Raw genomic sequence first — 23734 nt, forward strand, 5'->3', positions numbered from 1 at the left:
CCAGAATTATTCCAGTATCTACTAACTGGAGAAAACCATGAACTCTATACCCCTTTTGGGAGCGGGCACCTACAGACTCAAATACGGTGCAGGCTATGATTCGGTGAAAATTTCATTAGAAGCCGGATTTCGTCATATCGATACGGCTCAGATTTATGGAAATGAACAAGAAGTGGGACAGGCGATTGCCGACTCATCTATTCCGCGTGAAGAGATCTTTCTGACCACTAAAGTCTGGATAGATAACTTTTCTAAGGAAAAGTTTGCACTAAGCGTTCATGAGAGTTTAGAAAAGCTAAAGACAGATTACATAGATTTATTGTTAATTCACTGGCCGCTTAAAGATGATGAAGTGCCAATGGAGGTGTACCTTCTTGAACTAAAAGCGGTAAAAGATGCAGGTTTGGTTCGCCATATTGGCGTGTCTAACTTTACTAATGCTCAGCTTGAGAAAGCCATTAATATCATCGGTGACGGAGAGGTTTACACCAATCAAGTAGAAGTGCACCCATATTTGCAAAATCATAAGGTGGTTGATTTTTGTGAAGCCAATGGGGTGATAGTGACAGGGTATATGCCTTTTGCGTATGGTGATGTGCTGAAAGATGAAACGATTCAAGCTATTGCTAAAGAGCATGATGCGAGCCCTGCTCAAATTGTGCTTGCTTGGATGCGTCAGAACGATTTCGTAACGATTCCCTCATCAACAAAGAAAGCCAATATCGAGAGCAATTTACAGTCAGAAAAAGTGACGCTAACCGCGTCCGATATGGAGAAGATCGCCAAGCTAGATAGAGGTCATCGCCTTGCAAGCCCAAGTTTCGCTCCAGACTGGGATTGATTGCCAAGGATATCTCGTCGATTGAAAACCCTTAAATACCGAAATTACTCCACTGTGAGGCTAAACTAAGAAATAGTGGCTAAACTGTAAATTAGTCACTATTTTTCATAGGCTTGCTGATATCAAGAAATTGATTCTTTCCCTAATTAGCACCATTCCTATCACAATCTGGGTATGGTGCTATTTCATGTCTGAAGCTTGGTGGGCAGAAAACCTCACCGCGATTCCCGTTTTAATGTTTGTTGTTTATATCGCTTTGTCTTTGCTTTCGGGTTTCTTGAAGGACAGATTTCTGTTTGCGATAAATATTAGCATTGGACTGCTATTTTTTTCTTTCACACCGAATAGTACAGCGAAAGTAGAAGAAACGTGCGGTGACAGTGTCACTGTGGTTCAATATAATTTGGCTTTTGAGAATACTAATCTTAAACAATTCATCGATTATCTAGAGAGCACTGAGCCTGACTTAGTGGTGATGCAAGAAGTCTCTCCTGAACACGGTCAAGCCTTTTCGTATCTATCAACGCTTTATCCTCATCGTTATGGTGGGCAACCTAAAGTGGGTTATCCATCAAATCAATTAATATTAAGTCGTCATTTGTTATATGGAATGTCAGTATTTCGCACCCCTGACGGGCAGAATATCATTCGCGGAATATGGCAACCGAGAATAGGTACTGATATAGGGTTGATTGCCGCTCATCCCCCTTCACCTCGAAGTAAAGCATTGTGGTATAGACGAGACGCTTTGATTAGAACAGCCGAATATCTAGTGACTAGTTCTGCTGTGGATACCAATATTGTGATCGGAGATTTTAATCTTTCCGCTTCAAGTCCTTCCTATAAAGATATATTTATTGGCTATGAGTCATTACCAGTAGCAAGCTGGAAAGGGACACGAGCAGATATACAGGTACCGGCTTTAGCTATGACTGCAATAGATCACTTTTGGTTAAATACTGATGTCGATTCTGGTGTGTCTCTTTGTGCTCGAGAAGCTCTACTAGAAATACAAGGGTCAGATCATGTACCGGTTAAAACACGTCTGAATTTATAAGTAATCAATAAATCCTCTTTGGGAGGACTCTTAGTTATCGTGCTAGATATAGAACATTACGTAGAGTAAAGATTGATACTGTGAATAATTCACAGTGTACTTATGTGCTCAATGATTGAGTTGTTCGTCGGGTGCATAGCCAGATTAATAATGTGTGATCTGTGTCATATTTATCGGTGTGCATCATTCCTTGCTACGATGTTAGTATTTTAATAAATCATATAATACGACATAGAGTTGAGCCTAAAATGATTAATACCAAGATCCTTCGTGATTCTAACAGCAAGAAGTTCGTGTTTAGCACCATTACAACTTTCGTTGCTGCTTTGGCTATGAGCACAAGTGTGCAAGCTGAAACTAAAGCACCGTCTGATAAATTTGACCTTCTCGGTTGGACGATTAGTGTACCTGTCGACTCAAATGGCGATGGAAAATCGGATCAAATTAAAGAGAATGAGTTGGCTGGTGGATATTCAGATGCGGATTTCTTCTACCTAGCTGAAGACGGTGGCATGGTTTTTAAAGCCCCAATTGCAGGTGCTAAAACCTCTAAGAACACGACCTACACTCGCTCAGAACTGCGCGAAATGATGCGTCGTGGCGACACTTCTCATAGAACTAAAGGCGTAAATGGCAATAACTGGGTATTCTCAAGCGCTTCTGAAGCCGATCAAAAAGAGGCTGGTGGGGTAGACGGTACGCTTGAAGCTACGCTTAAGGTTGATCATGTTACTACAACAGGTAAAAACTGGCAGGTAGGACGTGTTATTGTGGGTCAGATTCACGCTAACAAAGACGAACCAATTCGTCTTTACTACAGAAAATTGCCACAGCATGAAACTGGGTCAATTTACTTTGCGCATGAACCTCGTGATGGTTTTGGTGATGAAACTTGGCATGACATGATTGGCAATTCACTACCCAATCACGGCAATCAAGATGCTAATCCAGCAGAGCCTAAGGATGGTATCAAGTTAGGCGAAGTATTTAGCTATCGCATCAACGTGACAGGCAATGAGCTATCAGCGACGATTATGCGTGAAGGTAAAGATGATATTGTTAAATCAGTAGATATGTCTAAGAGCGGCTTCGAAGAAAGCGGGCAGTATATGTACTTCAAGGCTGGCGTATATAATCAGAATAAAACAGGTGAGCCAGATGACTATGTGCAAGCGACTTTCTACGATTTGAAAGTAACTCATTAATCAAATTATTGACTAAACGAAAGCCACTTCATATTGAAGTGGCTTTTTTGTTTGTCATTGTATGATTGCATCTATACTAATCACAGTAGGCTAGATTGCTCAGTTCTTGGCTCCAATTGGTATTGCTTACGCTTGTGGGGTGGTGCTCCAATCTCCGCCTAACGCTTTATACACGGCAATTGTACTATTAGCAGATTGTAGTTTGGCAGCGACTTGACGATCTTGAATAACACGTTGCTGACGCTGTGCATCTAGAACCGATAAGTGGTCAATCAAGCCTGCCTTATACAAGGATTTTGCTTTTGATACTGCTTTATCTGTCGCTTGTACAGCTTCATTAAGCTGAGTTTGATTTTGTTGGCTTCGACCATAAGCGAATAGAGCCGAATCGACTTCAGCAAAGGCTGAATCAACGGTATGTTGATAGCTTAACGCTGCTGATTTGAAGCGCGCTTCATTCAACTCAACCATAGCCTCGCCTCTACCTCCATCAAATACATTCCAGCTAACGCCGACAGCCGTAGCCCAACCAAAAGAATCGCTGCTAAATAGGTCGTCAAAACTACTAGCAGACACGCCAGGCGATCCAGTTAAAAAGAACTTTGGATAACGGTTAGCTACACTTGCCGCTAACTCTTCATTCACTGCTGCCATTTCTCTTTCAGCCATTCGAATATCAGGTCTACGCTTAACCAAATCTGAAGGTAAGCCTACAGGAATTAAAGCAGAGAATTCTGGCAACTCATTATCGTCAGCTAATCGAACATCAATCTGAGTGAGTGGTTCACCCAGCAAAATAGCAAGGCGATATTTGTGCACCTGCTCAGCGATTTCTAATTGTGGAATAATGGACTCAGTAGCCGCAAGCATGGCCTTTGCTTGTGCATAATCCATCTCTGACCCATAACCGGATCTTACTACTTTTTCGACCAAAGCTAACGTTTTACGTTGATCTTCAATGTTTTCCATTGCGAGCAATTTACGCTCTCTTGCACCTCGATATTGCACGTAGTTGTGTACTAGATCTGCAGTTATCAAGGTTGTGAGCCCACTTTGAAAGATCTCTGCCTGTTCAGCACGGATTGAGGCCGCGTTGGTTTGACGATCAATCCTTCCAAATAGATCCAGTTCCCAGTTGATTGAACCACCGACAAATCCGCCATCGTGCTGGTTGTCGAGCAGTGTCACTGATCCTGCTCCAGGTACATCTATTGGATTTAAAGCGGGACCTAGCATAGAGTCATTTTTGCTGAGTTGGTAGTTATAGTAACCACCGCCAATACTCACCGTTGGTACTTTAAACGACTCGATAGCGTTCTTATAGGAATCCGCCATTTTAATGCGCTCAGCTGCCAACTGCAGAGGGATATTTTGCTGCTGAACACTAATGACCATTTCGTTTAAGGTAGGATCATTGAATTGCTTCCACCAATATTCTGAATCGATACTCGCTTCACTGCCAGCATACAGGTAGGTTTGAGCGAGTGTGGTCTCGGGCTTTTGATAGTCTGGCCCCACAGCACAGCCTGTAATCAATAGAGCTAACGTAATGGGAGCCAGTTTTTTTACTAAATTCATGAGAGTTCCCTTATGCCAATTCTGTGCTAATGGTCTGTTTAGGTTCTTTTTGTCTGTATGCAAGCTTGTACATCGCTGGCATTACCATTAAAGAAAGAACGGTCGCTGCGGCTAATCCGCCGATGATGGTGGCTGCCATTTGATCAAACAATAAATCACTTAACAGCGGAATCATCCCTAGAGCAGTGGTTAAAGCTCCCATAGATATAGCCATTGTTCGGTTCATAGTGGCTTCTTTTATCGCATCTGAAAGCTCAAGGCCATTGCGTCTTTCAAGTTCAATTTGGTCCATCAATACGATGCCATTTTTAATGATCATGCCGGTTAAGGTCACTGCGCCAATCAAAGCCATAAAACCAAATGGCTTATCGAATAGCAGCAGTGAAAACGTCGCACCTGTTGCTGCCAAGGGTAGGGTGGTATAAATAATGACGGTCTGTTTAAAGCCATTAAACAGTGCAATCATGATGATGGTCATAACCAGCAGAGCTTTTGGCAATTGCTTGATGATGTCAGTGACTGCTTTATTCTCATCATAATATTCACCGCCCCATTCCATGCTGTATCCAGGTGGAAGATAGATACTTTCGATCTGATCTTTTAACGCATTTCGAACGTTGGCAGGGGTGGTGTAGCGTTCGACAGCGACTTGAGCAGTTATGGTTTTGACGCGATCACGCCTCCAAATCATGCTTTCTTCTGTTGTTAACTCGAATCCATCGACAACTTGGCCTAGAGGAACAGAATGAAGTCCCAATAGTGATTTAACAGGTAAAGTCTCTAGAGATGTCATATCTTGATTTGACCCACGCAGTTGGATCGGAATCAACTCATCGTTCAGATTCATGCGACCCAACGGCATACCGTTAGTACCTCGCTTCATTGCAAAGGCGATATCCGCACGATTAATACCCGCTCGCAATGCTTTGTCTTGGTTGATAATGGGTAGTAACATTTTGCTTTGCTGACGCCAGTCATCACGAGCGTATTTTGCATCGGGGTGGCTTTCAAATATTGCTTTGGCTTTATTTGCAAGCTGGTGTAGTACCTCTTCGTCTGGCCCTGAAAAGCGAGCTTCTACGGCATATTTGTCTGCAGTAGCCAATTTAAGTGCCCTAAACCTTGGCTCAGCATTGGGAAAAGCTTGTGCAAGCCATTTATCTCCGCGTGCTACAAGACCATCTATCGCAAAGTAATCGGTTGTGTTAATCAATATTTGCCCATAAGCGGGATCAAGTGGCTCTGGCTCTACAGTTACCGAGAACCTTGGTGCACTTGCTCCTACTGATGTAGAAATGCTTTTTACTTCTGGTTGGGCGAGTAGCCATTGTTCAATCTGTTTCATATCGTCAGAGGTTTGCTCTATTTTGGCACCATTTGGAAGCCAGTAATCTAGAAACACAATGGGTCTATCAGATTGTGGGATGAAGTTGATTGCAATGTAGGGTACGCATAGAGTTGTGACTATAATCAGCGGTATTAGTGTAGCGAGAGTTTTGACTGGATGGTCAACAATAGCGTTGATCATCTTGGATAGGAGTGGGCTCTTTTGATCTGCACCTTTGTTATTCGGTTTTAAGAACAACCAACACAATAGCGCAGTTAATGTCATAGCAATAATCCACGATAACATTAGCGAAGAAGCGATTATGCTAAATACTGAACCAGCAAACTCAGCGGCATCTGTTTTTGAAAAAAGCACTGGGCTCGAACCCATAATCGCTATTACTGTTGCACCTAGCAGTGGCACTGCAGTTTCTTTCACTGAATCAATAGCAGCCTTGGTTTTTTCTATGCCTTTGTTCATTTTAGACTGCATCATGTCGGTAATGACGATGGCGTTATCAACTAACATGCCCAAGGCAAGAATGAAGGTACCTAGAGAAACTCGATGCAGATTTATTTCCATGACATTCATGAAAACTAAGGTAAGAAGAATAGTGATTAACAGGCTCGTACCAACGATAGTTGCACTCTTGAAACCCATGAATATCAGTAATACAACAAACACGATTGCAACGCTTTCAAGTAGGTTTACTACAAAGTCATCAATAGCAATTTGCACTTGCTCAGGCTGATAAGCAATCGTCGATACGTCGACCCCTAGTGGCAGTTCTGCTTCAAAATCATCAATGATTTGATTGATAGTATCGCCTAGAGATACAACGTTGATACCATTTACTGGGCTAACAGCAAGCGTAACAGACGGTTCACCGTTGAATCGGTTTTCAGTGAGCGCTGGTGTTTGATAACCCATGTTAACATCGGCAATGTCACCCAATCGGATCATGCCGCTTCCAAGTTCACTGATACCGCCTTTGATAATTAGATTTTTAATATCAGATAAAGACTTAAATTCACTGGTTTGCGCAACTCTTATACGTTCCTGGTCAGCTGCAAATTGGCCTGCCTCGAAAGTCATATTCTGAGTGTTCAGTTGGCTCCAAACTTGAGCAACTGATAAGCCGTATTGTGCTAAACGTTCGTTAGGCATATCGATATAAACCGCGCGAGGTTGGACACCATGAAGCTCAATTTTTTTAATGCCCGAGACGGTTTTGATTCTGCGTTGTAACTCCTCTGCATACTGACGCAGTTCTTCAGGGGCCGCATCGGTACTATGAATGGAAAACAGCATCCCATACACTTCCGAGAACTCATCTTGAACGATTGAGATCTGAGCGCTGGTTGGTAATTGCAATTTCACATCTGATACTTTACGGCGTAGCAGATCCCATTGCTGGGGAAGTTCTTGTGAATTGAGGCTTTCTTTAAGGTCGACAAACACCATAGAAATACCAGGGCGAGATAGGGAGCGTAAGCGATTCAGCTCCGCCATTTCTTGCAGTTTAGTTTCTACGGTATCAGTGACCTGTTGTTCCACTTCTTCAGCGCTTGCGCCAGGGTAAAGCGTTACTACTACAGCCGTTTTAACCGTAAATGTGGGGTCTTCCAATTTTCCAAGATCAAAGTATGAATACAGTCCAGCGATGATACTCAGCACTGTGAAGAAGAGTACAAAGGTACGTTGTCTGATGGCAAATTCAGCTAGATTAATCATGCTTGTTCCTATAGCTCCCGTACAGTGATGTTGTCTGCTTTATCACCTTCCTTAAGGTAGTGTGTACCACTGATGACAATGTGGTCTCCCGTGGAGAAATCACCGTTAATACAGGCGGTATTCGCATCAATGGAATCAAGATTAATAGAGCGGGGAGCAATGATGCCATCTTCAACGACATTTACGTGCATTTCGTGTTTGTTACCCAAAAGGGCGGAATAAGGAACACAGTAAGAAGAATCAGTGAGCGATAAATCAGCCAAAACGGTTACTGATTTTCCTGGGAAAACATCATGAGATGGGTTGTCCAAGGTCATAGTGACAGTATAGGTCTGCTTGATTAGATGGGGCTTGGTGGCAATTTCACTCACTGTTGCCTGTAATGGTTGTTTAGCTTGATACCAAGTGACATTTACTTGTTGTTCTGCTTTGAACTCGTGAAGTAAATTTTCAGGAACATCAATATCAACCTCGAGCTCATCGTTATTTTGCAGTGACACCACCGATATACCGGGAAGAACCTGCTCATGTTGTTCATAATTGACGTTTCCAATGACACCACTAAATGGAGCCTTTAATTCTGTGTAACTCAATGTATCTTCAGCTCGCTGGATGTTTTTTTGCACTACCTTTACCGCAGATAAACTGCGCTCATAACCGCTGATGGCGCGGTCAAGATTTACACTCGCTATTGCGTCGTCTTTAATGGCTTGTTTTACTCGTGCAAGTTCTGCCTTAGCAAGCTTGTGTGCTGATTTAGCCTCAAGCATTCGAGCCTCTAGTTCCTCTAAAGCAACTTGGTAATCATGTGGGTCTAGACGAGCAATGGTTTCGCCTTTTTTTACCACATCGCCTTTTCTGACCAGAAGTTCGTCAATGGTTCCAGGAACGCGAAAAGCAACCCCCGCTTTTTCTTGAGAGTGGACGACACCGGTGAATTGTTTTGTTGATTTAAATGACGGATCTTTCAGCTCTACAACCTGAATACTGCGCTGAGGTTCAGATGCGAGTTTAGGTGTGGATTCTACCTGTTGACATGCGCTAAGCAACAAGGCTATTGCGCTTGCGATTATTGTTTTTGAATACTGCATATTCGGGCTCCTATATTTTAGTAGCCCGATTGTAAGTGTTTAATCGAAAGAGATAATCAGTCTCATTTAAGAATCACTGTCATGATTTTTGTGACAATAGTGAATCCTGCGGAATTCTTTGTAATAAATATTCTATCAATAAACGACTGGCATAGTTTAAAGTCTGTGGTTTCGGATGCAGTAAGTAGGATTGATTAGGTACGGCGGGGTGATCAGGCAATACTTTAATTAGTTTACCTTGTTGTAACTCCTCTTTAGCCACAAGTTCAGGTAAAAATCCAATCCCTCTTCCCATAATCAGCGCTCTACGAAGAAAGCCTATGCTATTACAAACTAGCCAAGGGGAGACTGAAATTTGCCCAGATTCAAAATGCCACAAGTTATCTACATTGCCACTAGGCCAGCGATAACACATTACTTTGTGTTTATGCAGGTCCGTTAATACTTCTATGCGCTCATTATTACTAATGTAATCTGGTGAAGCGAGTAAGCTGTGATTGAGTGGCATTAGAGGCTTAGCGATTAGGTCTGAATTTTCTAACTCACCGCCATGGAAAGAGATGTCTAAACCGTATTGATAGATTTCTTGAAAGCCATTACTCACGGTACGAAGATCAAGCTCCACGTTTGGGTACATATCATGAAAATCAAATAGAGAGCACTGAACGAACTCGTAAGTTTCAGCGAGTAAGCCCAATTTGACTTTCCCTGACACTTCACGGCTAGAGTAAGTAACTGCTTGATTGGCATCGTCCAAAAGCTCTACGACCTTCTGTACTTTGCTAAAGTAACTGTCACCGTTATGAGTTAACGAGAGTGAACGAGTAGTGCGATGGAATAGTTGTGTATTGAGTTCTTTCTCTAGATCGTTAATGCGTCTGCTGACATTTGCACGAGGTAGGTCGAGGGCGTTTGCTGCAGCGGTAAAACTACCCAACTCAACAACGTGAAGGAACAGTTTCAGGTCTTCAGTTTTCATGAAAAATCTATTGTCTGCGTGAGTACAAATAAGTGTGGTTTAGGATATCTTAGTTGGACGACGTTCGATATAGCCAATAGCTTTAGTATTTATTCATAAGTCAGTTTAATAATCGATCTAAACCTTAGTGTCGTTATCTCTGTTAAGGGCTTAGTTACAATAAGCTGAGTAGCAAAAGGAGAATATAGACATGATAAAACTCGAATTTGGACTAGGGCCGATTGAAGTAGGGCACATTGCGATAGCAATTGCGATGTTGTTGCTTGGTATATTCTTTGGTGCTTTGTAGTACCTAAAGTTGAATTAAGTTGTTTTATATTGTTGATGAGTTGGCACTGTTTATGCGTAAGCAGTGCTTAAGTGTGTGTGTAAGAAAAGGAATAACGCATATTCCTACATTACGCTGTAAATAGCTTAAAGTTCACGCGAATTCATAACAAGAAGTGAAAATAAAATGTCTGCTACCTCTTTACCTTCTTCTAACGAAGGTACGGGAAGAAAAATAGCAAGGAGCATAATTTCCATCCTCTCATATTTGCTTAAAGCTGTGATTGTTTTTGGCGTTATCGCTGGAGCATCTGTTGCTTTATCCAAACTAGGATCAATCCACGGAAAGGATTTACCCGCTGAATATTTTGTTGATGGATACCCTACGATCCTCAAACTACTCGATTCTGAAGTTTTCATGGGTTTTGTTTTTTTCGTCACCTTAGCAATCATTGTATATATGGTGTATCTATTCTGGCAATTGCATGAAGTCGCGGTCCACAAAGCATCAAAAATGTCGAGTGCTCACACTCAAATCGTTTTTGCTCTTTCATTATGTGGCCTATTCATCAATAAAACCTGGTGGGTACTAGCGATTATTATTGCATTTTCACGTTGGGATGTGATTGGAGATTCCATCTCTAAGATCATCAGCAATGGTCTTTCAGGCCGAAAACAAACTAAAGCATCTGAGGAATAATCCATGAAAGAGATTATGTTACCTTACATCCTGATTTGCTGGATCTTGGTGAAACTAGGCGTTGTAAAATGGAATCTACGAAGCGGCACCGTTATGGTAGGTACAGGCATGTTCATTGCCACAATGCTATTTATTGCTCACCGTTTTTGGTCTCCTGCGGATTTAACCGACAGTACAACAGTAAAAGCGCCGCATGCAGTACTGAGTCCATTATTTGGCCAAGAAGTTGACCAAGTGTTTGTGACTCATAATCAGATCGTAAAAGAAGGCGAATTGATTTATACACTTCGTTCTGAAGATACAGAGTCACAACTGGAAAGCCTAGACGCTCAAAAGAAAGCGAGTGAAGCCGAAATTCTATCGTTAAGACTGCAACAGAATAATGACAAGAAAACGCTAGTTAGACTTGAGAAGCTAAAAGATTTCTCTCATGATTCTGAACGTGATGATATCCGTACTGATATTGAAACTGCCGAAGCTAAAATTGCTGCAGCACACGCTCAAATTATGAATATTGAAGCGCAATTGGCATCTGCAAAGTGGCAGCATGAACGCCGCGAAGTTCGAGCGCCGTTTGATGGACAGTTATCAATTACTAACATTACTGATGGAACTCGTACTGGTAACATGCATTTGTACTCAACCAGCAAGAAATTTGTTGAGATGCGCATTCCAGATCAAACCTATCGCGGAATCAAAAAAGGGCAGTTTGCTGAGTTTTATGTAGATGCTTACCCGGGAGAGATCTTCCGTGGGCGTGTACACAGTGTTACTGCTGGTACAGGTGAAGCGCAGGTTCAAGTGCGCCAAGGTAGTCAACATGTGAGACAACACGTTGGTAATAACATGAATTCTCATGGACGTACTATCGTGATTGAATTCATTGAGCCAGAAGGATACAACATCCCTATCGGTTCAACAGGCTCTGGTTGGGTGTCAGCAGACAAACCACACCCGATGCTTGGTTTTATGGATATTATTGGTGGTGCTACAGTTCGACTTAAGGCTTATAAAGCTTATTTGTCCGCGCTGTAAGGCATTTCGGTAAAGAAAAGGGCAGTATCACATCCGTGATACTGCCCTTTTCTTGTATTGAATACCTGCTATAGAGCCGGGTTTGACTTAAGTTCTTCGTGGATGCACTTCTCGACAAGATTTGCTATCCATAAACTTTTAGGAGACTTCCTCTTAGAAGCTTTAAGTACAATAGCTGTATCAATATCTAAGTCTGGAATATCAGCATCTGCTCTATATGAAATATATCGCATGGTATGCGCACGATCCATCAACTGAGACAGCAGCATAAAATTATCCACAAAAATAGTCGCTTCAGCATCAGGTAGGGCACGTTGAAAACGATTTTCATATTCGTTGACACCTGAAGCAATATATTTAACAAACTCACCCTCTATGTTCCCTATTATGACCCCGGAACCGGCATACATTTTCTTCTGAAACAGCGTTTGAGGCTTATCGCTTAAGATATGAAATCCAAGATCTACCTCTTCATCGAGAATCATATTCTCCGACAGTTTAGTCCAATTTCTCATTTCAATGATAGCGTCTGTTTCTTCGCGTATTTTATTGATAATTTGGTTACCAAACCGCATTAATAAAGGTTCTAAGATATGAATAGTAACGCGGTCTACATTCGATGGTGAGAACTCTTCAGGTTCTAATGATTGTGTAATTTGTTCGATGGCATTTTGGATTTTTGGTTGTATGACCAATGCATAAGAGGTTGGCGATAACCCCTCGGCGCTTCGCGTAAACAAAGGATCATCGAGTTCTTCTCTTAATTGAGCGAGAACTTTAGAAATATACGATTGTGATCGTCCAAGCTTTTTTGCCGTTCGTTGGGTTGAGTGTGTTTGCATTAAATTCAAAAACACATTCAATGAATTGAGGTCTGTAATTCTCATTCTATCGCCATTACTACTTTACTTGATTTATAGAGTAGCAAAAAACGAATAGAATCAATAAGCTTATAGCGGATAAGTTCCCTTTTATTTTCCTGTGATATTCGATATTCCTCCAAACTATAAGCCCATCCGTATAATTTGCTCAGATAAGGATTTTGCTATCTATTTGCTCAATCCTAAGGCCTACTCAATTATAGATTTGGGAAATTATGTCAACCAATAGACTTTCATCCATCACTTCTACTGTAACTGCTAAGCAATCCTCTAACTTATCACTTTCTCGCTTAGCCGTGATGACCTCTTTAGCTTTCGCGACCACAATGCCCACTATGGCAAACGCAAGTGGCTTATTTCTTCAAGAAGCAGTGACTGCAAATGCTGGTGTTGCCGGAGCCGGTGATGGTGTGTATACCGATTCCGCTGCTGCTATGTGGACAAACCCTGCCACTATGTCATTTATGGGAGAGTCTTTAACGACCATCAATGTCATGGCGTTTGACCTAAAGATGAAATTCCACGATGCGGATACGCCAGCCCAAGATGGTGAAGCGCAATCTTACCTGCCCTCTATTTCTATTTTTCATGCTCACCAAGTATCGGAGAAAGTGCACCTCGGTTTAGCATTAGGTGCTGCTGGTGGCTCGAGTCTATCTTATGGTGATGACTGGGCAGGAGCGGGTGCTCTAGATTCAATAACGCTGAATGTTATTGTTCTTAATCCATCGCTGTCATACAAGATTAATGAACAATGGTCTGTTGCCGGTGGTGTGCAGTTTAGTTGGGCTGCATTTGAGCAATCTACAGCATTGATATCAACTAAACAGGATACTGACTGGGCATATGGATATAACCTAGGTGTAATGTATCGTCCTACCGATAGCCTAGATTTAGGTTTAAGTTATCGTTCGAAATCAGAACATAGCTTCGATGCAGAACTGCATAAATTACCTCTTTCAGTTTCAACGGATATTGAAGTGCCAGAAATAGTTGACCTGAGTACGCGCTATGGCTTTAACAAAGAGCTAAATCTTTTAGCTAGTATTCAATTTCATCGCTGGAGTGCTTGGGATCAGACGGTTCTGGATTTGGGAGGACCTATTAATGGTGTATCAATTAAAAGAGATTGGGATGACGTTTGGAAGTTTGCAATCGGTGCCGACTACAAATTGAACTCAGATTGGCGTTTGAAGGCTGGCTTCTCTTATGAAACATCACCACAAGATGATCCTGAAAAACAATGGGTTGATCTACCGGTAGGTGAGCAATATCGTTACTCGGTTGGTGCATCTACAAATTGGGATAATGTCGGAATTGACTTCTTCTATGAATACGCAGATCTTGGTGAAGTAGAGTCAGCAAAACGCTTTGCAAACAATAATCTCGTTGGCGTTAACGGCACCTTCGACGGACGCATTCATTTCGTTGGTGTGAACTTCACTATCTAATTAAAACCAAAGAGAACTAAATAGATAAGATAGCCGACTAAATAGTCGGCTATTTTTATAGCTGATCTTCTATAGGTAGAATGCCCGCCATCCAAGAACCTATTCGTCTCCACAAACTCGCATCTGGTTCACTAGTGAAGGTTTCGCCATTCTCTAGATCTCGCCAAACGAGGTCTCCATCTTCAATTTCCAGTTTATATGCTGACTCTATTAGTTGTGCTTGGATTTCTGATTTTGACTCTGTTACAAAGGGTTCCTGATCGAGAATCACTGCCATTTCAGTGTTGATATGGGCAGACCTTGGATCCCAGTTCATTGAACCTACGAACAAAATATGATCATCTATCAGCATTATCTTAGCATGTAGACTAGAGTGACCGCTGCCTGTCATCGACCATTTGCTTCTTATCTTTGCTGAAGCTCTCATCTCCCAGAGTTCGACGCCACCCTTAATAAGGTCTTCTCGATATTTGGAATACCACCCATGGACAGCGTACACGTCGTTGGAGGCAAGGGAGTTGGTAATAATCGTAATTTTTTTCCCTGACTTTACTTCGTCTACAAGTAATTTAGTGCCAACCTCTGTGGGTACAAAGTAGGGGGAAACAATGATAAGTTCCGACTCAACACCCTCTAAGACTAACTTTAGATCGTCAATTAGTTGGCTTCCTCCGCCAATGATTTTATTGGGTTTATCGTAAAGCAGTCGGCCAGTTCCCCAATATAACTTTAGTTTGTGGTCTTGCATCTTCGAGTAAAATTTCAACTGGGTCATATTGTATGTGCCAGAGGTGAACTGTTTCTCAAGGGCTTGGTCGACAGCAAATTGTTCTATTTCTTCTCTTTTTAATTCCCTTGCACTAGAGGTGATCCAGTCAATGGGAACGGCAAAATCGCTGTTCCAATACTCATCGAACTGATCACTTGTTTGCTCTACGGTATTGCCATAAAGCAGTAGGTCAAAATCTCCAAACTCTACAGGAGAATAATAAGAAAAATACTCATTACCTATGTTTCTCCCACCCACAATGCTAACTACGTTATCGGCGGTGAGAGACTTATTGTGCATACGGCTATTAAGGCGTTCGAAATCGGCCAGAAACCCTAGGTTTCTCGCTGAACGATAGTTGTTAGGGTTAAATAGACGCACATCGATATTAGGGTGGGAGTTTAGATAAGCGAGATCGTCATCACTTCTCTTTTGCATATCGTCCAGCAAAACACGAACACGAACACCACGCTCGGCTGCTTCAAACAGTCGCCAAGTCATCAAGTGACCAGTCTCATCATCACGATAAATGTAGTATTGAAGATCTAAGGTGTGTTTTGCAGATTCTATTAACACAATACGTGCAAGTAGCGCATCGTGCCCAGTATCTAAGGGGTAAAATCCTGTGTAAACCGAGGTGTCATACTCAGACTGGTCAAAGTATTCAGCTAACCGACTATCAGACTGGTAGCCCAGATGATGTGTGACTGACTTGGGAGGAGGCGTCTGCTGAGTCGCACACCCCGAAAGGATGCCAACAAACAGAATCAGTATCAGTTTCCAATGAGCAAGTGTTGGCAATTCGAGCTTCCTTTGAGTTGATAAGTCTAATGTTTGAAAATGACGTCTTCGTTTGGCACTCGATGCCTCTCACCGTAAATGCCTTCGTCTGTTCGCTTACCTACACTAACAATCATAGTGATCTCATCATTTTTACCCAAGCCAAGTAGCTTTTTAGCGCGAACTGAATCAAAGCCTTCCATTGGACAGGTGTCATAACCTTGGTCACGAATAGCCGTCATAAATGTCATTGCAGCTAAAGAGGTGCTCTTGTGCAGGCAGACTCGCAAATCCTGCTTGGTGACTTCTCTGAACATAGGTTTCTTAATGCCCATAAAGGTCATCATGATCTTTCGCAGAAAACCTTTGATACCCAAGCTGTCATTACTATAAACAAACGGGATCAGTTTTTCGTAGTACTTAGTCGCACGTTTAGCAATGTCATCCATTGGCCTGCCCGCAAAATTCTCACGAACTTGAGCTGCATTCATTTTAGCTCGTTGCTGCCATTTATCGGGGGTAGTAACAAATACCACCATTTCATTCGCCGTTTTGGCGGCATTTTGTCCCATACAGTATTTCGCAAGCTCGCTACGCTTATCTTCACTAATGACTCGATGAAATTCCCACAATTGCATGTTACTGCTATTCGGACTTAACACCGTCAATTCGAGTGCCTGCTGAACCTTTTCATGGTCAAAATCAGCAATTTGGTCGTATTTTCTAACGGAGCGTCGAGAGTTAATGAGATCAGAAAATGGTGTGGATTGAGACATAAGAGTTTGGTTGTAAAGAATGATGAGGTGTTTCTATCAGGTTATGAAACACAGGGCAACAGTATTTGTGTGAAGGTATTACTTTGGCGCATCTTTGACATGAGTTTAACTGATTTCAAATATATAAGTCATGTGAATAGAATCTCGTTAAATAATGTAATTACAAATAAAGTTATAGAGTGGCGCAAATTGGTAATCATGGATGTAACTGTTTAGTGTACTCTCCGGCATTAATTCGATTTACATCACTAACCTCGTTTACTTCGACCAACTTTAGTGGAGCCGTGTCATGTCAGACAAACTAAGAACCTTATTTTTTATTGGTGAAGCCAAAGATCGTCCTCAATTTGATGGTTGGGTCACCTCTTTAGTTAATGAGTCTGAAATAGAAGAGTATCTCTACGGTGCTACAGTGTTGATTGACCTACCTAATACGGCACAAGATAAAATGTTAGAGAAGCTTCACATAAGCCAAGTGGGGTGGAGCAGCCAAATATTTGTCAATAGGCCGAGTAAGTTGAGTGACTATTTGAGTGATGGTGAGTTTGAGCCTGAAAGCTATCGGTGTCATCACCAAAAGCTCTCTCTCCTTTCTCAATCGCCAAACGATAAGTTATTAGCTTATCTATGGTTATTAAAAGAAAGATCTCTGCGAGTTAATAAGGATACGAGTAATAAAAGTTTATATCGCTATCCATTACTCAATATCTATCACAATAGTGAGCGCACGCCGTTTAAGTACATACACAAACTAGAAAACACATTGCTGTTAGAAGGCACTCAGTTCATAGATCGAGTAAGACATTGTAAATCGTGTGAATCTGGCTATCTCAATTATATTGATACATGTCCGAGCTGTAATACTGGTGATATTAGGTCGTTTGATGCATTGCATTGCTTTACATGTGGTCACGTTGATGATTCTGAAGAATTTACAAAGTTATCTTCAATGTCTTGCCCAAACTGCCAAACCAAATTGAAGCATATTGGGGTTGATTATGATCGCCCTTTGGAAATGCTTACTTGTAATCAATGTGCAAATGAGTTTTCTGAGGCTCATGTGGTTGCTAGTTGCTTGAGTTGTGAAACGAAATCGTCGACAGAAAGCCTTCAAGTGAGAAATTATAGAGACTTCAAACTGGGTGAGAATGCACAAAAATATTTGCTAGATGACAACTCTGGTTTTATTGCGAACCTAAACTTGACCACTGCAGTTGAACCTCAGGTATTCGAGGCATTATTAGACTGGAAGAATAAGTTATCCAATCGTCATGATCATAGTGATCTTTTACTAGGTATTAAATTGCTTAACGTAGGGGAGTTTACAGAAAGTGAAGGAGAAATCGCCTTCATTGAATTTATGGCTAAATTTTCTGAACAACTCGAAACTATTTTTAGAACCACCGACGTAAGTTGTCAGTATGAGCAAGATTTAGTAATGATTTTATTACCTCATTTTGATGTTAACTTTCTGTCAACGCTTGAAACTAGGTTGGCTGATTTCGCAGAACTAATTGAATCACCAATTCTAAATTTATCAGTTAAACATTGGCATTTACCGGTAACAGATTTAACAAAGGTTAATCATTGGCTAAAAAATAAGTCGAGTGAATTTTAATGCTTGAGACAGTAATATATTTGATCGGACAGATAGCAAACAGCCTTAGAGGTAATCTAGACTATATATTCGTACTATTTCCAATGATAGTAATTAGTGAGATGCCGCTGATACTAACAATGATATTTGGAATCTTTACTTGGTACAGTAAAAATCAAGTTAGAGATGCATCACATACGCCATCAATAAGTTTTATTATAACTTGCTATGGAGAGGGTGAGGCAATTTCAATTACTATTAATACCCTTGTTGAACAGGTTTATGCAGGGCATATTGAAATACTTGCTGTTGTGGATGGTGCTACCCAAAATCAGCATACGTATCAAGCTGCAATGTCTTCAGTTGAAAAGTATAGAGGGCATGAAAACCGTACTGTTAAAATCATTCCTAAGTGGCAGCGAGGTGGACGTGTATCGACGCTAAATACAGGACTATATAAAGCCCGGCATGACATAGTGATTAACGTTGATGGAGATACTTCCTTTGACAACGATATGGCGTCTAACATGGCGAGCCAGTTCGCGAATCCGAACATAATTGCCTCTGGTGGAGCGCTTAGAGTAAGGAACTTTGATACCAATGTACTAACGCGCATGCAGTCACTGGAATATATGATGTCTATGCAAGGAGGGAAAACTGGCACTAGTCAGTTCGGTCTCTTGAATAATATATCGGGTGCTTTTGGTGCCTTTAGAAAGTCAGTGCTGAAACGAGTGGGAGGATGGGACACTCACACGGCTGAGGATCTTGACTTAACCATGCGCCTTAAGCAATACAAAGTGAGATATCCAAATTTAAAATTGGGTTTTACGCCTCATGCGGTAGGACATACAGATGCGCCTGATACGGTGCGTGATTTTGTATTGCAAAGATTACGATGGGATGGGGATCTTTTATTTCTTTATATGAGGAAACATATTAAAGGGTTAACACCCTCGTTATTATCATGGCCAGTATTTATATATACTCTAGTCTATGGAGTGTTACAAAATGTTCTATTACCAATCCTTATATCAGGGTATAGCATTTACTTATTAATGGCTTATCCAATAGAATATTCATTGAGTATGTTCGCTATTATATATGTTGTGTATTTATTTGTCGTTTTGATTAAATTCTTTATTTATTGGGTTCTAATATCAGAACGAAAAATTTCGGATATCAAACAAGCTATTTGGTTGTTTTTATACCCACTATATGCATTGTTCTCTAGATTTATAACGGCATTTTCAATGTTTAATGAAGTAGTACGTCGTTCACATGAAGAATCGAGTATGGCCCCTTGGTGGGTATTAAAACGAGGAAAGAAATTTTGAAGGTTAAGTTCAAGTTAGATAAACAAAAATCACCGACTACTCAACAAGGCATGAAAGTGACGTATGGCGAAGCAAAACGTGCTGGATACCGCTTACGCTGGTTGTTTTTACTGGGGTCGATACTTGCACCTTCTATTATAGCTATCTATTTCTTACTAAAGCCTCAACTATTAACTATTGCTCCAGGAGTAGTCACTTATCACCCCGTTGCATTGACAGTAAGTCAAAATAGCACTGTCGATGAAATCGAGGTTGGAATAGGCGATGAAGTAACTAAAAATTCAGTCTTATTGTCTTTATCTAATGATGCCCTGAATTCTGAAATTGCTTACCTTGAAAATGAGATAAGCAAGTTAGAACATCTTTTAAGTGAGCAAGGAGATACGAGAATTATTTTGAACGAAAAGGCGGTTCAAGATGCAAATCGAAACTTCTTACAAGTAACAAAAATAAAGAAGAAATACGATAAATATAATACGCAAGGACAGGTAAGCACTAGTGATTATGTGGCCGTACTTACCAGTTACTCTTTAGCAGAGAAACAACTCAGCGAAGCAAAACTGGAACTAAGTGAAGCACGACTTAGTAAAAAAAATGAGTTGGTATCAGGTGAGATTGCTAAGGCAATCAGAAATCTTGAGATTCAGTTGGTAGTTAAAAAAGAAGAACAAAACGAACTGGTATTAAGGGCTCCTTTTGATGCAAGGGTCATTGATATTGAAGATATTGAGGGACGCAGCTTTCTAGAAGATGATCATCTAGTTACTGTTGCTGATAGCTCCCAGCCTCCTGAAATCCAGGCTTATTTAGACGCAGAGTACGTAGATAAAGCTAAACTAAATGGTGAAGCTGTTGTTGTATTGCCAAACGGAGATGAGTATGAAGTACTTGTTTCTAAGCCAACGGAATTAGCAGCAAAGTTACCAGCGCACTTAGCTAAACCGTATGAGGGGCAACAAGCGTTAATGCAGGTGTCGCTTTCATTTGTAAATTTGCCATCAGATCAGAGCGAGTTGATTGAAGGCATGCCAGTCGAGGTGCATTTCTAATTATGCTAAACATGGACGCCAGAAAAAAATTAGCCATTCCTACAGCTCCCCAAGATTGGCAGGCCAGCCCGGCTAAAGGCGTATGGCGTAAGCCCCTCGAGCGTGAAGGGGCCGAAACAGGGCTTGTGACCTCAATAGTCAAATATGAAGCAGGCTCTCGTTTCTCAGAGCATAGTCATCCGTATGGAGAAGAGATCTTCGTCTTGGAAGGGACCTTTTCAGATGAGAATGGCGATTATCCAGCGGGCAGCTACATTCGCAATCCTCCCGAGAGCAAACATTCGCCATTTAGTGAGAGAGGATGCGTTTTGTTTGTAAAGCTCAATCAATTCGATAAATCAGATAAAGCCACAGTACGGATTGAAACCCAAACTCAGCCATGGTTGGCGGGTATTGGTAATCTTGAGGTGATGCCTTTACATTCTTTTGAGGTTGAAAACGTGGCTTTGGTAAAGTGGCCAAAAGGAGAGCGCTTTCAACTTCACTCCCATTTTGGCGGAGAAGAGATACTTGTGCTGTCAGGTAAGTTCCAAGATGAGTACGGCCAGTATCCCAAATACACCTGGATCCGTAGCCCTCATTTGAGTCAGCATTTTCCTTTTGTTGAAGAAGATACCATTATCTATGTCAAGACAGGGCATTTGCTGTCTAGATTCTGAGTTTTGTCTATTTCTAGTTTCCTACCCATACTGACTCTGTTAGTATCGCCCCATCGTATTAGTCGGGGAGCCAATAGGCTGAGATCGCAATAGCGAACCCGTGGAACCTGATTCAGTTAGTGCTGACGTAGGGAACTAGTCGCCATTCTAGCTATAGATCATATTGTCCGTAGCACAGCAGGCCTGGTTTCGTTTCGTCTGACGAAAAGGAAATGCCTGTGTCTCAATCAAAAAACACTCCAATTGTTCTCACTATTGCTGGCTCTGACAGTGGTGGTGGTGCTGGTATTCAAGCCGATATTAAAGCTATCTCTGCGACCGGTAGTTATGCCTGTTCAGTAATCACGGCATTGACTGCACAAAACACCCAAGGCGTTACGGGTATTTTGCCAATTTCAGCGGAGTTTATCGAACAGCAACTCGATGCTGTATTTACAGATCTTGATGTTGTAGCGGTTAAAGTAGGTATGCTTGCAGAAGCCGATCTTATCCAAGCTGTCGTTAAAAAACTTAAGCAATATAAACCAAAATATCTCGTTGTTGATCCCGTTATGGTAGCAACAAGTGGCGACCTTCTTCTCCAGCAATCTGCTATCGAAACGCTAAAGCTAGAACTCCTTCCACTTGCTGATGTTATCACGCCAAATTTGCCTGAAGCGGCCACGCTGCTTGGGCAAGTGTTGCCAACGACTGAAGTAGAAATGAATGCGATGATTGAAGATCTTCGAGGTTTAGATTGTAAAGCTGTGCTTCTAAAAGGCGGTCACTTAGAGAGTGAGTCCACGAGTACTGATCTTCTTATCACACCTAACCATGTTGAAACTTTTACCGTTGAACGCGTTAATACGCAAAATACTCACGGCACGGGTTGCACCTTATCCTCAGCGATCGCTTCTTTCTTAGCGCAAACAGGCTCACTGAATGAATCTGTAGCGATGGGTAAGAGCTACATTTCTAATGCTATTGCTCATGCTGATGAGTTGAATGTAGGCAGTGGTCACGGTCCAGTGCATCATTTTTACGCGCTAAATAAATAGTACAATTTATGTCAGAACGTTTACCTAAGGGTATTGTGATTGAAAACGGAAGCTTGCAGTTCTCTGATGCAAGCTCACCACTGTTTAGTGGCTTAAACCTTAGTTTTCCAAAAGGAAGCTTTAGCAGTGTTTTGGGAAAAAGTGGCTGCGGCAAAACCAGTTTACTTCGCTTGCTAGCAGGGCTTTTATCTGAAGATGTACTTTGGAATGGCTCAATAGAAAGCGGCTTCGAGCATAACTTATCAGACTCCATTGCCTATATGGCGCAACAAGACTTGTTGATGCCTTGGCTAAATGTGTTAGATAACGTGTGCTTTAGTGATCGTTTTAGTCAGCAGAAACTCAATAAACTACAGCAGGCAGAGCGAAAGCAGCAGGCCAGTGAGTTGCTGTCTAAATTGGGATTGTCAGGACAAGAAAGTGTCTACCCGAGACAACTCTCTGGCGGAATGAAGCAACGTGTCGCTCTTGCAAGAACCTTGATGCAAGATAAACCTGTAGTGTTAATGGATGAGCCTTTCTCCGCGCTAGATGCAGTCACTCGTTATCGCCTGCAAGATCTTGCTTGCAAGATGCTTGCGGGAAAAACGGTTGTATTAATTACCCACGACCCGCAAGAAGCGTTGCGCCTTAGTGACCATATCTATTTAATGCAATCACAACCGGTAGAGATTGAAACAGTACCTGTGCCAAATGGTGAGACACCGCGCCGAATTAATGCTGAAATGGCTGAACTACAACAAAGCATAATTGAGCAGTTGGGAGGTCGTGATGACTAAACAAGTGGTGGTTCAGCAAGGTCTAACTAGCCGAATAAAAGCCAATACCTCACACGTAGTGCGTTTGATTATTTCGTGTTTGGTGGTGCTTGGTTTATGGCAAGCAACGGTTTCATTCTTTGATTTACCCAGCTTTATCCTACCTGAACCTATGGCGGTTTTTGATCGTTTAGGCAGTCGCAGTGATGTGCTTCTTCAACATACGATTGTTACCTCACAAGAAATTGTGTTGGGCCTTCTTTTAGGGCTTAGCATGGGGCTGATGTTCGCACTGCAAATGTTGCTGTTTGAGCCATTGCGCCGTTGGTTACTTCCTATTTTGATTGCCTCGCAAGCCATTCCAGTTTTTGCCATTGCACCGATACTAATGCTTTGGTTTGGTTATGGTATAGCGTCAAAAGTTGTCATGGCGGCTTTGATTATTTTCTTTCCCGTGACCACCTGTTGTTATGACGGGCTTCGCAATACACCAAAGGGCTATCTAGACCTGAGCAAGACAATGGGGGCGACTCGCTGGCAACAGCTCACACAAGTTCGATTGCCTGCGGCGATGCCAGCATTGGCTTCTGGCATTCGAGTTGCAGTGGTTGTCGCACCTATTGGTGCGGTAGTGGGCGAGTGGGTAGGTTCTAGTGCAGGTCTTGGTTACTTGATGCTGCAAGCCAATGCGCGAATGATGATTGACGAAATGTTTGCGGCACTGTTTATTCTTGCACTTATCTCGGTCACGCTTTATTTCATTACAGATAGACTGCTCAACAAATTTATCCCTTGGCAATTTGATTAATTGCCATTTTTAATGTCG

General features: G+C 41.8%; 20 protein-coding genes and 1 riboswitch. Of the genes, 13 read left to right on the forward strand and 7 right to left on the reverse strand.

The window, feature by feature from the left end:
* The first annotated feature begins 37 nt into the window (after positions 1-37).
* The 3 genes from dkgB (at position 38) to OCU48_RS15050 (ending at position 3103) form a co-directional block, all read left to right on the forward strand.
* Complete coding sequence (dkgB, locus tag OCU48_RS15040; RefSeq protein ID WP_141344627.1) at positions 38-841, forward strand: 2,5-didehydrogluconate reductase DkgB; 804 nt, start codon at positions 38-40, stop codon at positions 839-841.
* Between the two features lie 187 nt (positions 842-1028).
* On the forward strand, positions 1029-1898 hold the full coding sequence (locus OCU48_RS15045; protein WP_141344628.1) for an endonuclease/exonuclease/phosphatase family protein: 870 nt from the start codon (positions 1029-1031) through the stop codon (positions 1896-1898).
* Positions 1899-2146: 248 nt separating this feature from the next.
* Entirely contained in the window at positions 2147-3103 is a 957-nt protein-coding gene (locus OCU48_RS15050) for a polysaccharide lyase family 7 protein (RefSeq protein ID WP_141344629.1), read from the forward strand.
* 126 nt (positions 3104-3229) lie between these two features.
* Here the strand turns inward: OCU48_RS15050 and OCU48_RS15055 are convergent, their stop codons facing one another.
* The 4 genes from OCU48_RS15055 to OCU48_RS15070 form a co-directional block, all read right to left on the reverse strand.
* Entirely contained in the window at positions 3230-4681 is a 1452-nt protein-coding gene (locus OCU48_RS15055) for an efflux transporter outer membrane subunit (protein WP_141344630.1), read from the reverse strand.
* Positions 4682-4691: 10 nt separating this feature from the next.
* Entirely contained in the window at positions 4692-7742 is a 3051-nt protein-coding gene (locus tag OCU48_RS15060; RefSeq protein ID WP_141344631.1) for an efflux RND transporter permease subunit, read from the reverse strand.
* A gap of 8 nt (positions 7743-7750) precedes the next feature.
* The gene (locus OCU48_RS15065; protein WP_141344632.1) at positions 7751-8833 is read right to left on the reverse strand and encodes an efflux RND transporter periplasmic adaptor subunit; all 1083 of its coding nucleotides are present in this window, start codon (positions 8831-8833) and stop codon (positions 7751-7753) included.
* A 79-nt stretch (positions 8834-8912) separates the two neighbouring features.
* Positions 8913-9812: a LysR family transcriptional regulator gene (locus OCU48_RS15070; protein ID WP_141344633.1), complete on the reverse strand. Its 900-nt coding sequence runs from the start codon at positions 9810-9812 to the stop codon at positions 8913-8915.
* A gap of 454 nt (positions 9813-10266) precedes the next feature.
* On the opposite strand from OCU48_RS15070, the gene OCU48_RS15075 reads away from it, so the two are divergent.
* Entirely contained in the window at positions 10267-10779 is a 513-nt protein-coding gene (locus OCU48_RS15075) for a magnesium transporter (RefSeq protein ID WP_167496161.1), read from the forward strand.
* Positions 10780-10782: 3 nt separating this feature from the next.
* Positions 10783-11814, forward strand: coding sequence for an HlyD family secretion protein (locus tag OCU48_RS15080; protein WP_141344634.1), 1032 nt, complete (start codon positions 10783-10785; stop codon positions 11812-11814).
* Between the two features lie 68 nt (positions 11815-11882).
* On the opposite strand, the gene OCU48_RS15085 is transcribed toward OCU48_RS15080, so the two are convergent.
* Positions 11883-12701, reverse strand: a complete 819-nt coding sequence (locus OCU48_RS15085; RefSeq protein WP_141344635.1) for a LysR family transcriptional regulator — start codon at positions 12699-12701, stop codon at positions 11883-11885.
* 209 nt (positions 12702-12910) lie between these two features.
* Here OCU48_RS15085 and OCU48_RS15090 point away from each other — a divergent pair, with 209 nt between their 5' ends.
* Positions 12911-14146: an OmpP1/FadL family transporter gene (locus OCU48_RS15090; RefSeq protein WP_141344636.1), complete on the forward strand. Its 1236-nt coding sequence runs from the start codon at positions 12911-12913 to the stop codon at positions 14144-14146.
* Between the two features lie 55 nt (positions 14147-14201).
* Here OCU48_RS15090 and OCU48_RS15095 read toward each other — a convergent pair whose 3' ends face one another.
* Positions 14202-15716 carry a phospholipase D family protein gene (locus OCU48_RS15095; RefSeq protein ID WP_141344637.1) on the reverse strand — a complete coding sequence of 505 codons (1515 nt, stop codon included), beginning with the start codon at positions 15714-15716 and terminating at the stop codon, positions 14202-14204.
* 26 nt (positions 15717-15742) lie between these two features.
* On the reverse strand, positions 15743-16471 hold the full coding sequence (locus OCU48_RS15100; RefSeq protein WP_141344638.1) for a nitroreductase family protein: 729 nt from the start codon (positions 16469-16471) through the stop codon (positions 15743-15745).
* 289 nt (positions 16472-16760) lie between these two features.
* Here OCU48_RS15100 and OCU48_RS15105 point away from each other — a divergent pair, with 289 nt between their 5' ends.
* The 7 genes from OCU48_RS15105 to OCU48_RS15135 all read left to right on the forward strand — a co-directional run bounded on the left by OCU48_RS15105 (position 16761) and on the right by OCU48_RS15135 (position 23716).
* Positions 16761-18089, forward strand: a complete 1329-nt coding sequence (locus OCU48_RS15105) for a zinc ribbon domain-containing protein (protein ID WP_141344639.1) — start codon at positions 16761-16763, stop codon at positions 18087-18089.
* A complete protein-coding gene (locus tag OCU48_RS15110) occupies positions 18089-19405 on the forward strand; it encodes a glycosyltransferase family 2 protein (protein ID WP_141344640.1) in 1317 nt (438 codons plus the stop codon). Before OCU48_RS15105 ends, OCU48_RS15110 begins: the two co-directional genes overlap by 1 nt.
* Positions 19402-20454, forward strand: a complete 1053-nt coding sequence (locus OCU48_RS15115; protein WP_141344641.1) for an HlyD family secretion protein — start codon at positions 19402-19404, stop codon at positions 20452-20454. The genes OCU48_RS15110 and OCU48_RS15115 overlap by 4 nt, the downstream gene beginning before the upstream one ends.
* 2 nt (positions 20455-20456) lie before the next feature.
* Positions 20457-21113 carry a cupin domain-containing protein gene (locus OCU48_RS15120; RefSeq protein ID WP_141344642.1) on the forward strand — a complete coding sequence of 219 codons (657 nt, stop codon included), beginning with the start codon at positions 20457-20459 and terminating at the stop codon, positions 21111-21113.
* 53 nt (positions 21114-21166) lie between these two features.
* Positions 21167-21264, forward strand: a riboswitch (TPP riboswitch).
* A gap of 61 nt (positions 21265-21325) precedes the next feature.
* A complete protein-coding gene (gene thiD / locus OCU48_RS15125; RefSeq protein WP_167496162.1) occupies positions 21326-22150 on the forward strand; it encodes a bifunctional hydroxymethylpyrimidine kinase/phosphomethylpyrimidine kinase in 825 nt (274 codons plus the stop codon).
* Positions 22151-22158: 8 nt separating this feature from the next.
* A complete protein-coding gene (locus OCU48_RS15130) occupies positions 22159-22929 on the forward strand; it encodes an ABC transporter ATP-binding protein (protein ID WP_141344644.1) in 771 nt (256 codons plus the stop codon).
* A complete protein-coding gene (locus OCU48_RS15135; RefSeq protein ID WP_141344645.1) occupies positions 22922-23716 on the forward strand; it encodes an ABC transporter permease in 795 nt (264 codons plus the stop codon). The genes OCU48_RS15130 and OCU48_RS15135 overlap by 8 nt, the downstream gene beginning before the upstream one ends.
* Positions 23717-23734: the final 18 nt, after the last annotated feature.

Origin of the sequence: Vibrio inusitatus (assembly GCA_024346935.1) — a bacterium.
Taxonomy (GTDB): Bacteria; Pseudomonadota; Gammaproteobacteria; order Enterobacterales; family Vibrionaceae; genus Vibrio; species Vibrio inusitatus.